The sequence below is a fragment of the Ruegeria sp. D4 genome (assembly GCF_056534475.1).
Window position 1 is genome coordinate 35,708 of sequence record NZ_JBQFPJ010000008.1, and the last position, 13,898, is coordinate 49,605.

Annotated in this window: 14 protein-coding genes; 7 read left to right on the plus strand and 7 right to left on the minus strand. The window is 57.4% G+C overall.

Annotation, left to right across the window (positions count from 1 at the left end; genetic code table 11):
* Positions 1-7 precede the first annotated feature (7 nt).
* Positions 8-619 carry a hypothetical protein gene (locus ACR0MI_RS12775; RefSeq protein WP_170816992.1) on the minus strand — a complete coding sequence of 204 codons (612 nt, stop codon included), beginning with the start codon at positions 617-619 and terminating at the stop codon, positions 8-10.
* Positions 620-823: 204 nt separating this feature from the next.
* Between ACR0MI_RS12775 and ACR0MI_RS12780 the strand changes: the two genes are divergently transcribed.
* Positions 824-1,891, plus strand: coding sequence for a ring-infected erythrocyte surface antigen domain-containing protein (locus ACR0MI_RS12780; RefSeq protein ID WP_170617164.1), 1,068 nt, complete (start codon positions 824-826; stop codon positions 1,889-1,891).
* Positions 1,892-2,117: 226 nt separating this feature from the next.
* Here the strand turns inward: ACR0MI_RS12780 and ACR0MI_RS12785 are convergent, their stop codons facing one another.
* From ACR0MI_RS12785 to ACR0MI_RS12805, 5 genes are all read right to left on the minus strand, one after another.
* Positions 2,118-2,306, minus strand: a complete 189-nt coding sequence (locus ACR0MI_RS12785; protein ID WP_170617162.1) for a hypothetical protein — start codon at positions 2,304-2,306, stop codon at positions 2,118-2,120.
* A 413-nt stretch (positions 2,307-2,719) separates the two neighbouring features.
* Positions 2,720-3,502, minus strand: coding sequence for an arginine deiminase family protein (locus ACR0MI_RS12790; protein WP_480854542.1), 783 nt, complete (start codon positions 3,500-3,502; stop codon positions 2,720-2,722).
* A gap of 3 nt (positions 3,503-3,505) precedes the next feature.
* Positions 3,506-5,110, minus strand: coding sequence for a 5-guanidino-2-oxopentanoate decarboxylase (locus tag ACR0MI_RS12795; protein WP_170617158.1), 1,605 nt, complete (start codon positions 5,108-5,110; stop codon positions 3,506-3,508).
* Complete coding sequence (locus tag ACR0MI_RS12800; RefSeq protein ID WP_170815850.1) at positions 5,107-6,291, minus strand: pyridoxal phosphate-dependent aminotransferase; 1,185 nt, start codon at positions 6,289-6,291, stop codon at positions 5,107-5,109. Before ACR0MI_RS12800 ends, ACR0MI_RS12795 begins: the two co-directional genes overlap by 4 nt.
* Positions 6,288-6,935: a TetR/AcrR family transcriptional regulator gene (locus tag ACR0MI_RS12805; RefSeq protein WP_480441181.1), complete on the minus strand. Its 648-nt coding sequence runs from the start codon at positions 6,933-6,935 to the stop codon at positions 6,288-6,290. The genes ACR0MI_RS12800 and ACR0MI_RS12805 overlap by 4 nt, the downstream gene beginning before the upstream one ends.
* A gap of 92 nt (positions 6,936-7,027) precedes the next feature.
* On the opposite strand from ACR0MI_RS12805, the gene ACR0MI_RS12810 reads away from it, so the two are divergent.
* The 6 genes from ACR0MI_RS12810 (at position 7,028) to ACR0MI_RS12835 (ending at position 11,969) form a co-directional block, all read left to right on the plus strand.
* Complete coding sequence (locus ACR0MI_RS12810; RefSeq protein ID WP_170617154.1) at positions 7,028-7,819, plus strand: ATP-binding cassette domain-containing protein; 792 nt, start codon at positions 7,028-7,030, stop codon at positions 7,817-7,819.
* A gap of 38 nt (positions 7,820-7,857) precedes the next feature.
* Positions 7,858-8,622, plus strand: coding sequence for a transporter substrate-binding domain-containing protein (locus ACR0MI_RS12815; RefSeq protein WP_170617152.1), 765 nt, complete (start codon positions 7,858-7,860; stop codon positions 8,620-8,622).
* A gap of 9 nt (positions 8,623-8,631) precedes the next feature.
* On the plus strand, positions 8,632-9,378 hold the full coding sequence (locus ACR0MI_RS12820) for an ABC transporter permease subunit (protein WP_170617150.1): 747 nt from the start codon (positions 8,632-8,634) through the stop codon (positions 9,376-9,378).
* Positions 9,375-10,136 (plus strand): ABC transporter permease, encoded by a 762-nt coding sequence (locus ACR0MI_RS12825; RefSeq protein ID WP_170617148.1) that lies wholly within the window; start codon positions 9,375-9,377, stop codon positions 10,134-10,136. The genes ACR0MI_RS12820 and ACR0MI_RS12825 overlap by 4 nt, the downstream gene beginning before the upstream one ends.
* Positions 10,137-10,506: 370 nt before the next feature.
* Positions 10,507-11,097, plus strand: coding sequence for a porin family protein (locus ACR0MI_RS12830; protein ID WP_170617146.1), 591 nt, complete (start codon positions 10,507-10,509; stop codon positions 11,095-11,097).
* A 158-nt stretch (positions 11,098-11,255) separates the two neighbouring features.
* Positions 11,256-11,969 carry a sulfotransferase family 2 domain-containing protein gene (locus tag ACR0MI_RS12835; protein ID WP_170617144.1) on the plus strand — a complete coding sequence of 238 codons (714 nt, stop codon included), beginning with the start codon at positions 11,256-11,258 and terminating at the stop codon, positions 11,967-11,969.
* A 267-nt stretch (positions 11,970-12,236) separates the two neighbouring features.
* On the opposite strand, the gene ACR0MI_RS12840 is transcribed toward ACR0MI_RS12835, so the two are convergent.
* Positions 12,237-13,895, minus strand: a complete 1,659-nt coding sequence (locus ACR0MI_RS12840) for a thiamine pyrophosphate-binding protein (RefSeq protein WP_170617142.1) — start codon at positions 13,893-13,895, stop codon at positions 12,237-12,239.
* Positions 13,896-13,898 lie beyond the last annotated feature (3 nt).

The following is a 13,898-nucleotide window of genomic DNA, read 5'->3' on the forward strand; positions in this document are numbered from 1 at the left end:
TCATCAGTTATTTCTTGCCACCGCCATTGCCGTTGCCGCCGCCGTTGCCGCCGCCATTACCGCCGCCATTACCGCCGCCGTTGCCGCCGCCGTTGCCGCCGCCATTGCCGCCACCGTTGCCGCCGCCATTGCCGCCACCGTTGCCGCCGCCATTACCGCCACTGTTGCCACCGGCGTTTCCATTCCCGTTGCCACCAGCGTTTCCATTGCCGCCGCGATTGTTGCCGGAATTACCTCTGCTGTCGCTGTTGGCACTTTTGCTATTGGTATTCTGCACGCTTCCGCTACCGGAATTGGCCGAATTGCCGGGTTTCGCCCGCGCTGCATTTGTAATCTCGCGGCTGACGCGAGACCGGTTGGACACGACGACACCCGTCTGGGCGTCCACGATGACGCTGATGATCTTCCCGTCAGGTTTCTTGACCAGGATACGATAGTAAACCTTGTCGGATTCAAAGGCGCGGGCGTCGACGGGGGTTCCGCCGAAAACCTTTTCAACGCCTCTGATAACCCTCTTCAGGCGAATGGCACCACCTGATGTTGTGGCGTGCCGCAATTCGGATTGTTTAAGCTCGCGCACAGCAGCGTTGCCATCACCTGTCAAAAACCAGGTAATCAATCCCGCAGTTGCAAGCAGGTTCCCCAATCCTGAAAGTCTTAGCCGCACAAACATACTCAAACTCTACCGGCTTCAATGTGAACTGGTGATGAACCAGCAGTTAGGCGTGAGTTCAACCATAATATGGTCAAATGGGGTCAAATACATTTGCGTCCAACATAGAATGTTGACGCCTGAAGCAACACTGAGCCCGTGAGGTCCGTTATGAAAACCAAATTTTCCGGTCTGCTGAAAGCCTCCGCAGTCGCGATCTCCCTGATTGGGTCAACCGCGATCGTCGCGACGTTCACGTTTCCCGACATTGCTTATGCGAAAGAAGGAAAAGGTGGTGGAAATGGCGGCGGCAAAGGAGGAGGAAAAGGCGGCGGAAACGACGGCGGCAAAGGTGGCGGCAAGGGCAACGACAGCGCCGGAAAGGGGAACAAAGGTGCCGGAAAGGGTCAAGACGCCAAAGGCAAAGTGACTTCCAAAGGCGGCAGCAAGAAGTCCGCCGGGAAGACAGGTGGCAGAAAGTCCGCTTCCGGAAGCGGGAAATCGAACACGTCAAAGAGCAGCAATTTCTCTCTGAAAGATTTGTTCACGGGCAAGAAATCCAGCGACCGAACAGAAAAACCCAAGCGGAAATCGCAGCGCGTGGCGCGGAGCACCGAGTCTACCGTGCAGGTTGCAAAATCCGTTCGGCCTCTGTCCCGCAAAAAAGACGAATCATGGGCTGAAATTCTGGGCGCACACCCCTCTGAACTGGGTGCGTTGAATGCTGCTCACGCCAGTGAGACCGCTCTGAAAAACGCCGCGCCCAACTCGCGTGTCGGTCGTATTGCAACATACCGCGATACGGTTCTGGAAGGAGACGAACTGCGCGACGACCTGCAAGATGCCCAAGATCTTCTGGACGGGCTGGAACCGCCTTCACGTCCCATAGGTGAAATCGAAGATGATCTCGAAGCGGCCGAAGCTGATGTGCGCGCGGATGAAGAGCGCGTGGCGGAATTGGAACAGGAACTTGCCGACGCCGGGGGTACAGACCCCCATATCGAAGCGCAGTTGGACGAGGCGAATGCCGAACTGCAGGAGTCCAGGGACACCGCTGCCGAGCTAGCAGCCGAACAGGAAGCTGCCAGCAATTACGACGACGCTGTTTCTGAAGTTGAGGACCTGCAGGACCAGCTGGAGGATCAGACGCTTAGGGAACGTGAGGCGTTGGAGAATGCGGCCAACAAGCCGGTCACAGATGAAGTCGAAGCGGCGGTCAAGGCGTTGCTGGGGTTGTAAATCAGGAGTTTCGCGCCTTTCCGAATTCGGAGGCGCGAGAGGTCGGGCCAGCCAAATCATTTCCAACCCCTTGGCTGGCCCATCACCTACTGAACGCCAAGACATAACTCGGATCACATCTGAATATGCAAAGAAAAAGCCCGCTCTGGCGCAGAGCGGGCTTTAGCTTCGTATTGTTCCCGGGGAAGACGACACCCAAGGGAACCGAGAGATCGTCTGCGGTAACTCAGACGTCCCTCATCGCCTCAATCAGTCGCTTGTTATTCACAATATTGATGAGTGCGTTTTCAATAGGAGGGAAGCGACCGCTGCTCGAATCTTTGTTTTTCGACACGCCGCTGCAGACGACAGCGCTGGATGATTGCTTTGCCGCGGGGGGGGTGTGCATCGCAATCGCTGTGGTAGTTTTTTCCATGCATGTTCCCTTCCATAAAACCGGACGCATTTCTTTCCGCCCGACTTAGTGAACCCACTATGGTCGAAAACGGTTGAACACATAGAGAATACATTGTTCACTTTCAGTTAATGTTGTTGTCAGGTTGTAAACAAAGAACCTGAGGTAGTCCTTTTCGCTCGCAATTTTGTTGTGCGTAGACGGTTTTTTCGAGAAACTGAGTTCCCTTACGACTGTTACAACCCGCCCGTTAATTACTCGTGAGGGTAATTGAAACACGGTTCAGCGCGAGGTCGCCTATGGTGAAGCTATCATCGCCGACTGTATAGTCTCCGTTTCGATAGGGCTCCGACACAGGCGGAAAGTTCCGCCAGTGCTATTGCCAGCACGGTGCCTTGGACCGAGACTCTATTCTTGACGCGTTGCCCGACTGATCAAAACCGCAGGGACAGGCACGACATGCCGCCGTCCAGCTTGGCACAATCGGTGTTGTCGATCTGGATAACCTCATATCCCGCCTTGTCCAACATCTCTGCCGTGCGAGGAAAACCGGAGGCCATAAGAACAAGGTTGTTGAAACGGATAGCATTAGCGGCGGCTTCTTCACCATCGGCCACATGCAGGACTCTGTAGCCTTCGAAACAGCATGACGCATCAAGGCGCCTGGTCGACAGGATCGTCTCGGCATCCATCAACGAACAATCCGTTTTGAAATGCAAGACGCCGGCCGGCGTGAAGACTTCGCGCAGGACGTGGCCCCATTCACTGGCGATCTCGGCCAGTTCTGCCACGCCTGCAGCATCTGTGCGGTCGGAGCGGCCGACAAGGATTTCCTGTCCGGTCACCAGAATATCGCCACCTTCGACGTGACCGGGGCCTTTGATTTCGCGGACATCGTCATAGCAGGTACGGATCGTTGGTGCCATTTCAGCCACCTCACCCAGCCGCGACGGCGCGCCGGGTCGCATCAGGATGGCACCTTGCGGCAGGCACAGCGCAGTGTCTTCGACAAACTGGGCATCCGGGAATGCGTCGAGCGGCTCAAGCTCAATCAACTCGGCCCCGGTGCTGCGCAGGGCTTCGACATAAGATGAATGGGCAGCCAGCATACCGTCAAGGCTGGGATTGCCGATGTCTTCGGCGCGCAGACCGTCGGCAATGGTCGAGGCGGGCCGACGGGTGATGGCCCGGGTAAACTCAAAGGTCGGATTTCGCATTGGTCACTCCTGATCCGGATTGCGTCCGGCAATGTCAATTTCCAAAATGGAGGGGCAATTCTGTGCGCTGGCCGCTGTCAGAGCGGTCGCAATGGCACTCGGGTCTGGTGGTACGCGTGTGTAGGGTATGCCGAATGAGGCAGCCGCGGCGGAAAATTCAGGCGGGGTCGGGTCGCACCCGATCACCTTTACATCCACGGCTTCCATCGAGGTCTCGATTTCGCTGTAACCATGATTGTTCCACAGAACAAAGGTGATGCGCAGGTTTTCGTCCACTGCCGCCATGATCTCGGGCAGCGAAAACTGAGCACCGCCATCGCCAGCGATACAAAGGACATGGGCGTCCGGGGCGGCGATCGCAGCGCCGATGGCAGCAGGTATACCATAACCCAGCGCGCCATATCCGGTGGCCGCATTAAACCAGCCGCCGGGGCGGTCGTGGTCGTAGTAGAGGTTGCCCGCATAGATCGGCTGAGTGGAATCTCCAATCATCAGCGCGCCCGGCACTGCATTGCGCATTTCGTTCAGAATTTGGACCTGAGCACGATAGTTCGGACCTATCTCTTCATACGCGGCGGCGCGGGTCTTTTCGGCGCTGGCCACCCCTGCATTTTGGTTTGATTTGCCAGGCAGGGCTTTCAACAACGCGGTCATAGCTTCGTCAGCTCGGCCTTCTATAGCAATCGCGACATCGTGGCGAGCCAACTGGTGCGGACAAATGTCAACGCGTATAAGCCGGGACATGGCCGCCGTTTTCCCAGTTGCATACATATCATAATCGGTGGGGCCCAGTTCGGTCCCCAGAGCGAGGACGCAATCGGCATCTTCGATCAGTGCTTGGACGGACTTCAGGCTGGGGCTGGCCGGTACGGTTAGAGGATGGCCATGCATCAACCCGCGGGCATTCACGGTTTGCACGACCGGCGCATCGAGGCGTTCTGCCAGAGCCTGCAACTGCGATCCGGCCGATTTTGCTCCGCCGCCAGCAAGGATGACCACTTTCTTCGCCGCCGATAATTGGTCTGCCGCGTCTTGAATCCGAGTTGGGTCCAATGCCGGGCAGGCCTTGGCACTCGGGGCCACGGCGCTCTGCGCAGCGAGGCCTGCGACATCCAGCGGGATCTGGATGTGAGTTGGGCCGGGTCGACCCGTGGAGTAGGGGGCAAAAGTGCGGTCCAGAGCGGTGCCCAGGTCGTGAGCCTGCTCGACATGCTCGGAAACCAGCGCAACAGTTTTGGCCAGCGCGTGCTGATCGGGCAGTTCGTGAAGATGGCCAAGTCCCCGATTCAAGGTGCTGCGTTCGTTAACGCCTGAAACCACCAGCATTGGGACTGAGTCCGCCCGGGCCTGGGCCATTGGCGTCAGCGTGTTTGTCAGGCCAGGACCCGTGATCACAAAGGCAACGCCCGGTTTCCCCGAGACACGCGCATAGCCGTCAGCCATGAAGCCAGCGCCCTGTTCGTGTCGTGGTGTCACGTGACGGATGCCAGAGGCTGCAAGACCGCGATAAAGCTCGACCGTATGCACGCCGGGAATGCCAAAAACACAAGAGACACCCCTTTGCTTCAACTCGGCGACCAGCGCTTCGCCGACTGTTTGGTTGGTCATGCAACGCTCCGTTTCTTGCGGTTTGCGTGGGCGACGATGCGGTCCAGTGCGGTGACAAAACTGTCGTCGTCAATGGTGAGAGCAACCCGAACCCAGTCCCTGAGGCTTTCGCCAAAGGCAGAGCCGGGCATGACCGAAACACCATGCTCCAGCAGGTCCCAGGCATAGGCGTCGCCGTCCAATCCGCTGGCCGAGACGTTGACCAAGGCAAACATGCCGGCATCGGGCCGGTGGACGGTCAGCCCGGTTTCGGTGTGCAGACGGCTTTCCAGCAGTGCAGCACGCGCCGCGAAGCGCGAAGCCATACCGGCAGCCACCGATGACCCCTCGCGCACGGCCTTTTCGGTCATGTCAGCAATGAAGGGCTGGTTGCCAAATAGCATAGTTTCCGAGACTGGCAGCAGCGCGGTGCAAAACTCGGCCGGGCCCACACACCAGCCGCTGCGAAAACCGGGGGCGGCGTGTGATTTGGAGATCGAAGAGACTGCAATGACCCGGTCCGCCAGCGCTGTATCAGAGAGGGGAGATGCAAACTCTGCACCCTCAAAGATCAGATGCTCATAGACTTCGTCTGAGATTATCCAGAGATCGTGTTCTATTGCGAGTTCACCAATCTTCCGAACGTCCTCGGGCGTCAGGATGGCGCCTGTCGGGTTGTGCGGAGTCGTGAGAAGAATGGCGCTGCTGTGGGGCGTAATGTGCGCGGCAAGGTCTTCTGCCTGCAACCGAAATCCGTTTTCGGGGCGTAGCGGCACCGGCACCGGCTCGGCACCTGACGCTCGGATCACGCCCTCATAGGTGGCATACATTGGATCGCCCACCAGAACCTCGGTGCCAACTTCTGCGACGCCCTGCATGACAGTGAAAAGGGCGGTCTGGGTGCCGGGAAAGCAAAGGACGTTCTCTGGCAGAAACCGGCGTCCGCGGCTTGCGGTGTAGGCCTCGGCCAGGGCTGCGCAAAGTCCGGCTTCGCCGCGTCCGTTGGAATACCCTGTGCGACCCGATTGCAGCGCGGCCGCTGCCGCGTCGCACAGTTCAGTTGGGGTTGGAACATCTGGTTCGCCAATGGTCATTTCCACGATATCGGCCCCGGCCTCGACCATAGCGCGTGCTTTCAGATGCACTTCCCATTTCCCGCCGCCCAAACCGGCCAGCCGTTCGGTAATTGCTGTCAGCCTCATTGGCGCTCAATCTCCTGCGTTAGATCCAAATCAATGATGGCGGAAACGGATTGCAGCCCGATTTCGACCAGTTCGCCCGGCGCAAAAGCATCGGGAAGCGCGCCGCCCTCAAGCCAGAGGCCGTCAATAACCGCGTTGCAGGCGATGGCCAGTTGACGCAGGCGGGCGGGAGAGGGGGCGCGGCCCGCTTCTTTCATCGAAGCGGCGATCAGCCCCTCCAGTTGGTCGCGAAAATAGGCGTATGTGCGTTCGTGCGTCGCCTTCATCTGTGGGTCGCGCTGCACCTTGTTCAGAAAGCTGGCCCACAGCGCGATTGCCCTTGAGTCGACAACCGGGGCTGTCAAAGACGCCGTCACAAAAGCAATCAACCGGGCGCGTGCGCTGGCCGCCGCGCCGTTTGCCGGGGCAAAGGTTTGATCCGTCATTGTGTTCATGTGGTGCTCGTAAGCGGCGACGATCAGTTCCTCTTTGGAACTGAAGTAATGCCGGATCAGTCCCTGGGTGACATCTGCGCGCTCGGCGATTCCCCGCACCGTCGCCCCGCGCACGCCTTGTTCGGCCACCAGCTCAAGCGTGGCCAGAATCAGCGCCTCCTGCCGGGATTCAGCCGATTCCCGCCTGAATTTTTTGCGCTCTTCGCTCACGACAGTTCCTTTTTTCTGGCGGTTGTAATTATACACTTGCATAATTACTAGGTTCACGGCTTACTGCAATCAGAATTTTGGGGTCACGGAAAATGGACACTGCCACTGCATCAGTTCAGCTGACGGACACGCGCCGCGAGGCGATCCGGGTCGAGGATTTGCACAAGTCCTTTGGAAATCTGGAGGTGCTGAAAGGCGTGGATCTGACCGCGCATCAAGGTGACGTCGTGGCGATCATCGGCGGCTCGGGGTCGGGCAAGTCGACCATGCTGCGCTGTATCAATTTTCTTGAGACGCCAAGCTCAGGCAAGATCGTGATTGGCGGTGAGGAAGTGGCGATGCGGGCTGATGGCAGCCCGGCCAGCCAGAAGCAAATTGAACGGATCCGAACCAAGCTGGCGATGGTGTTTCAACAGTTCAACCTGTGGACACATCGAACCCTTCTGGAAAACGTGATCGAGGTGCCGGTGCATGTCCTGAAGGTTCCGAAATCCGAGGCGATCGAACGCGCACACGAATTGTTGCGTCGGGTAGGGCTGGGCGGCAAGGAAGACACGTTTCCCGCCTACCTTTCTGGCGGGCAGCAGCAGAGGGCTGCAATTGCCCGGGCATTGGCGGTGGACCCTTCCGCCATGCTGTTTGATGAACCGACATCAGCGCTGGACCCTGAACTTGTGGGCGAAGTTCTGACAGTGATCCGCGACCTTGCCGCCGAAGGGCGCACCATGCTGCTGGTCACTCACGAAATGAAGTTCGCGCGCGAAGTCGCGAACCATGTCGTCTACCTTTATCAGGGCCGTATTGAAGAGCAGGGGAAGCCTGCCGAGATCTTTGGAAACCCGCAATCCGAACGACTGAAACAGTTCCTCAGTTCTGTCGGGTAGCACACAAAAAACCGAATAATATCAACAGGGAGAAACCTATGAAACTCAAAGCACTTCTGACCGCGGCCTCTGCCGTGGCCGTTCTGACTTCAGGCGCCGCTGCCGCTGAACAGGTCAAGATCGGCATCGCAGCCGAGCCTTATCCTCCGTTTGCCTCACCCGACAGTTCGGGCAATTGGGTCGGCTGGGAAATTGAGGTGATCGGTGCCGTCTGCGCTGCGGCGGAACTGGACTGCGTGATCACGCCTGTTGCGTGGGATGGCATCATCCCGTCGCTGACCGGCCAGCAGATCGACGCCATCATGGCTTCGATGTCGATCACCGAAGAGCGCCTTAAAACCATCGATTTCAGCGACCCCTACTACAACACCCCGGCGGTGATCGTGGCGGACAAGTCGATGGACATTGAACCGACCCCGGAGTCGCTGGCGGGCAAGATTGTCGGCATCCAGGCCTCGACCATTCATCAGGCTTACGCGCAGGAATACTTCAAGGACGCAGAGCTGAAGGTCTACCAAACGCAGGACGAGGCCAATCAGGACCTGTTCGCGGGCCGCATCGACGCGACCCAGGCGGACAGCATTGCCATGGCCGACTTCGTGAACTCGGACAATGGCAGCTGTTGCGAGATCAAGGGGGCCGTTGCGGATGACCCGGCGATCCTGGGCCGTGGTGTTGGTGCCGGTGTGCGCAAAGGCGATACCGAGCTATTGGAGGCGCTCAACAAAGGGATCGCGGCGATCCTGGCAGATGGAACCCACGAGAAAATCACCGCGGGCTATTTCACGACCAGCATCTACTAAGGCGCTGTTGTGACCGGACTGTTCGAGACACTGGGCCTCGGCGCCAGCGCCGAGTTGCTGTCGCTGTCAAGCTGGGGAGGCAACCTGCTGCGCGGGCTTGCCAATTCGCTGCAGATCGCCTTCGGCGCATTTGGGATGGGGCTGGTAATCGGGCTGTTCGGAGCCTATGGAAAGCTATACGGCGGGAAGGTCACTCGCGACCTTCTCGCTATCTACACGACTGTGATCCGGGCGGTACCTGAGCTGGTGCTGATCCTGATCCTCTATTACGTCGGCAGTGATATCATCAACAAGATTTCTGAGGCGGTCGGCGGAGGCCGGGTTGAAATCAACGGTATCGCGGCAGGCATCTGGGTGTTGGGCGTGGTGCAGGGGGCCTATGCCACCGAAGTTCTGCGCGGTGCCATCAAGGCTGTTCCGGTGGGACAGATCGAAGCGGCAAAGTCTTACGGAATGCCAGCTTTCATGATCATGCGTCGGGTAACGATACCCGCGATGATGGGGTTTGCGGTGCCGGGGCTTGCCAATTTGTGGCTCATCGCGACCAAGGACACGGCGTTGCTGGCCGTTGTCGGATTTAGTGAATTGACCCTGGAAACAAGGCAGGCGGCAAGCAGCACCCGGGCCTATTTCACTTTCTTTCTGGCGGCGGGCTTCCTCTATCTTATGGTGACCCTGTTTTCGGGTGTGGTTTTTGCCCGAATTGAGAAATGGGCACGGCGCGGTCAACCTTCGCTGAAAGGGGACGCCGCATGACAACATTCAAAGCCCTGATGCAACCGCACCGCATCGTTATGATGCTTCTGTTTGCGGCATTGGTGATCTGGTGCGCGTTATCGCTGCGCTGGGACTGGATCCCAAAATATGCGCCCTTGGCACTGCAAGGTCTTTGGACCACGGTTTGGCTTCTGGTTGTTACAACTGTTCTGGGCTTTCTTTTGGCTGTGCCGCTTGGATTGGCGCAGGCGGTCGGGCCTTGGTATCTGGCCACTCCAGCTCGGGTATTCTGCACCATAATTCGCGGCACGCCGCTGCTGCTGCAGATTTGGTTGCTGTATTATGGGCTGGGCTCTCTGTTTCCCCAGTTTCCCTGGATCCGCGCATCGGAACTATGGCCGTACCTGCGCCAGGCGTGGCCCTATGCAGTGCTCGCGCTGACCTTGTCATTCGCGGGCTATGAGGGCGAAGTAATGCGCGGCGCATTTTCCGGGGTGGCGAAAGGGCAGCTTGAAGCCGCAAAGTCATTTGGCATGCCACGTTTCACCATGTTTCGTCGAATCTGGTTGCCGCAGGCAGTCCGCAACGTGTTGCCGACTTTGGGTGGCGAAACAATTTTGCAACTTAAGGCAACCCCACTGGTGGCGACCATAACAGTGGTCGAAATCTATGCAGTTTCTTCCCGGGTCCGGGCGGACACCTTTATCGTCTACGAACCACTGCTGCTGCTGGCGCTGGTTTATATGGCGATTGCGGGCCTGATTGCTCTGGCATTCCGGCGGTTCGAAGGGGTTTGAATCGCTTTGACGCTTTTCAGCCTAAACTCGACTTTAGGCTAGGTAAGTGTTTTGCCTGCTTCAGTTTTCTTGCCAAGTCTTGTCCGTTAAAGATCTGCCAAAGAAAACAACCGCTCACTTCCAGGCGGCTGCAAAGAACCGAACAATGGTCAACTCTTTGAAGAATGACGGTTGCTGACCCAGCGGCAACACGGCATTCGAGTAAGCGTTTGGACGCAGAGCGCATCAGGGGCTTTTGTGTTTCGCGACCATTGCCGTATTGACACAACAGCCATGGCAAATTTTCTGGATTTCAGGGTCCCACATGGAACATTACGTGGCATCTGCGCTAAGGTAAGGTGTTAATTCAGTTGCTATGGATATGATCAAAATGACTATTCGCACCCAAGCCGTCGCCCTTGTCCTTGCTGCGATGTACCCGGCAGCTTCAATGGCGAGTGATTCAGAAGTTTCCCGTGTCATGGCGCCGTTCCAAAAGCCAGCTGTACTCCCTGCATCAGGCGTCGACTGGACAGGTTTTTCCGTTGGTTTGGAACTTGGTTATGCCCCCGACGTGGAAGGCTCCAGCGGTCCGATCTACGGCGCGAAATTCGGCTGGGACTACGATTTCGGCAAGGTCATAATCGGGTATTTTCTGCAATACACCCGGACGAATCTGGACATTGACCCTGGTTTCGAACTGGGTTCGTACAAGCGTTTTGGCGCGCGCGGCGGCATCGACAGCGGCTTAAACATGTACTACGCCAGCGCCGGTTATGCTGAGCTCGACACGCACGCCAGTGGCAATATCAATCCAGGCGAAGGCGATGGTTATTTCGTGTCTCTTGGTTATGAACGTTTCATCCGCGAGGAGGTCACGCTCGGCGCCGAGTTGGTCTATTCTGAGTACTCGGATTTTGAACGTGACTTTAAAGACTTGGGTGTAACCACACTCTCGTTTTCCTTGAACTACAGGTTCTGAATCGGAACAGGCCACTGACCCGTATTCAATTATGCGGCCCGGGCAGCGCGGCAAGGGCGTCGCGTGGATTTCCCATTAGTTAGGCGCGGCACATGGTATCTGCATGATACCGATATGCTTTTCTTGCCACCCGTCGGAGTGTACCATTGGTCTTGCGCATGTTGCGCGAGTCCTTCGGAGCACTTGCGCCCCACGCGTTGTCTGCAAGGAGGCGTAGCAATTCGGTGCCAATCTATCCCACGCTAAAGACCGTATTCATTCATATTCCAAAAACTGCGGGATCGACGGTTTCAACAATTTTGCGCCGCCCGAACCTCCTGAATTTTACGAAACATGATCCTTCTCCTGCGATCGACAAGCACTCGTCTTTATTTGTGCATCTCGAGCAGTTGGGGCCGGAGGCGGCAGACTATTTCAAGTTCAGTTTTGTTCGGAATCCTTGGGACAGGTTGGTCTCGGCCTATCACTATATCATCGCGCGGCGTCAGGAACTGGAACTGGTGGCCAGTCACCCCAATTTCGAGAGCTTCCTGTCTTCATTCACGGAAGAACCTTCAAAGTACCTCGACATACCCTACTTCAAACCCCAATCCAGTTTTCTCGTAAATGACGACGGTGAAATGCCGTTGGATTTCCTGGGCCGCTTCGAAACCCTCGATAAAGACTTAAAAGTCGTGCTTCGGGAAATTGGCAGCAGGCGTATGTTCTTCAAGCATCGAAAGAAATCGAAAAGGCGAGATTACCGGGAATACTATTCCGATGAAAGCAGTAAAGCGGTTGGTGAGGTTTACATCCGCGACATTGAGAATTTCGGGTATGATTTCAACGACGGCCTGGTTCGCAAGAAGAACTTCTCTCTTCGAAAGTTGTAGCCCCAAGGGGTGACTGATGGTAAAATAGAGTTGGTTTCTACCCGGGCATTGAGTTCGCGCAAAGCGCACGAATCCTCCGCCTCGATGCCTTAATTTAGGCAGGTTCAAACCCGACCGTAGTCAACACGATCAAACAAATGGCTCGCGAGAGCCTTGCGTCTGGATCCCGCCGTCATGGGAGTGCCACGAGACCAAGATGGGTCCAAACTGGTGCCATTAATTCGCTAAGCCCTGGAAATTGGTTGGCTTCAAACGACCCTCTGCAAATCACTTTTGAAACAAATCCTTGCGCAACGTCGTAAGGGCTTCGGCGTCGATCTTGGCGTGAATAACAGTTGTTGCCCCGCTGGAAAATGCGCTGGTCAGGGCTGGCCCCAGATCCTCCGGCGACTCTATCCAGATTCCTTTGCCGCCACACAACTCAGCGAACCGGTCGAACCCGGGCGAGGCGATTTCGGCACCAAGCAGACGGCCTTCGAAAAACTCCTGTTGATATGCTTTTTCCGCTCCCCATGCCTCGTTATCCAGGACCACGATCACTATCGGCAATCCATATGAGATTGCTGTCTGAATTTCGATCATCGTGTATCCGATCGCGCCGTCGCCCATGATTGCCACGACCGGTCGATCCGGGGCGGCGGCCTTGGCGCCAATTGCCGCCGGAAGACCAAAACCGACCAATCCGAAGTCCAGCGGTGTGATCAGGGACCTGGGTGCATAGTGGGCCAGCCGGTCCGCTGCCTGAAGACACGTGTTGCCGGTATCCAGCGTTACAATTGCATTCTCGGGCAGTACTTTCCGAATTTCCGCCAAGGCGCGTCTGGGGTGCATTGGCCGCGTGGCGATCCTGGCCTCTTCATCGCGTTCAGCACGCAAGGTTTTCATGTCGTCCTGAAAAGAAATACGCCATGGATCAGCGGCGGGCTTTGAACATTTTTCGGTCAATGCGACGGCCGTTTGGCAGGCGTCTGCCTGAACTGCGATCTCAGCCGGAAAATAGCGACCGACGGCGGACCCTTCGATATCGACATGGGCAATTCGGGTATCGGCCCCGACATAGTCATTGCTGTGAAAGGTCGAGTTGAACCCAAGCCGCGCGCCCAAAACGACCATAACGTCTGCCTCTTTGGTCAGGCGCGAGGCGACGCGATTGCCACGTGGCCCCGCCTGTCCGGCGAACCAGGGATGACCATGCCGCATGACATCCGCATGCCCGGTTGAAGCGACCACCGGAACCTCGAGCGTTTCGGCAAGCCTTGTCAGCGTGTCATCCTCGGCAGTGCACTTAAACCCGGCACCTGCGAAAATCACTGGGCGCTTTGCGCCGGACAGCAGTCTGGTTATCGCGGTCACATCCTCGGGTGCAGGCGGGCCGGGACGGGCTATTTTGACGGGCTCCGGCGCAATGGGCGGAACCTGGGCCGCGAAAAGATCGCGTGGGACATGCAAGACCACCGGCCCGCGTCTACCCGAACTTGCAAGTCGGATCGCATCTTCGAGCATTGGCGCCAGTCGGCTGGGATCGGTCACCATCACCGAACGCTTGCAGATCGGAGCAAACAACGCGACCTGGTCGACTTCCTGAAACGTATCCTTGGCCTGATCGGACCGGCTGATCGCCCCCGCTATGACGACAAGCGGTGAATAGGCCAGATGAGCTTCGGCTACGGCAGTTACAATATTGACCACGCCGGGGCCGGCCTGCGCGCCGAGGACGACCCCGGGTTTGCCCGTCATGCGCGCCCAGGCATCTGCCATGTGCCCAGCCGCGCGTTCATCCCGGGCGCCGACATAGGCGATATCGCCGCCGCGATACATTGCGTCGTAAAGTTCCAGCATCGAGCCGCCGAGTAATCCGAATACCGTGTCGATCCGGTTGGCCTTCAAAACGCGATAGACGGCCTCACCGCCATTGATCGTGGTCATCAT

What these genes read in the sequence shown, in the direction of transcription:
- ACR0MI_RS12790 (WP_480854542.1), bottom strand. Translation starts at nt 3,502, where the DNA reads ATGCGAAATCCGACCTTTGAGTTTACCCGGGCCATCACCCGTCGGCCC.
- ACR0MI_RS12835 (WP_170617144.1), top strand. Translation starts at nt 11,256, where the DNA reads ATGTTGCGCGAGTCCTTCGGAGCACTTGCGCCCCACGCGTTGTCTGCA.
- ACR0MI_RS12795 (WP_170617158.1), bottom strand. Translation starts at nt 5,110, where the DNA reads ATGACCAACCAAACAGTCGGCGAAGCGCTGGTCGCCGAGTTGAAGCAA.
- ACR0MI_RS12830 (WP_170617146.1), top strand. Translation starts at nt 10,507, where the DNA reads ATGACTATTCGCACCCAAGCCGTCGCCCTTGTCCTTGCTGCGATGTAC.
- ACR0MI_RS12785 (WP_170617162.1), bottom strand. Translation starts at nt 2,306, where the DNA reads ATGGAAAAAACTACCACAGCGATTGCGATGCACACCCCCCCCGCGGCA.
- ACR0MI_RS12800 (WP_170815850.1), bottom strand. Translation starts at nt 6,291, where the DNA reads ATGAGGCTGACAGCAATTACCGAACGGCTGGCCGGTTTGGGCGGCGGG.
- ACR0MI_RS12840 (WP_170617142.1), bottom strand. Translation starts at nt 13,895, where the DNA reads ATGACCACGATCAATGGCGGTGAGGCCGTCTATCGCGTTTTGAAGGCC.
- ACR0MI_RS12815 (WP_170617152.1), top strand. Translation starts at nt 7,858, where the DNA reads ATGAAACTCAAAGCACTTCTGACCGCGGCCTCTGCCGTGGCCGTTCTG.
- ACR0MI_RS12825 (WP_170617148.1), top strand. Translation starts at nt 9,375, where the DNA reads ATGACAACATTCAAAGCCCTGATGCAACCGCACCGCATCGTTATGATG.
- ACR0MI_RS12810 (WP_170617154.1), top strand. Translation starts at nt 7,028, where the DNA reads ATGGACACTGCCACTGCATCAGTTCAGCTGACGGACACGCGCCGCGAG.
- ACR0MI_RS12780 (WP_170617164.1), top strand. Translation starts at nt 824, where the DNA reads ATGAAAACCAAATTTTCCGGTCTGCTGAAAGCCTCCGCAGTCGCGATC.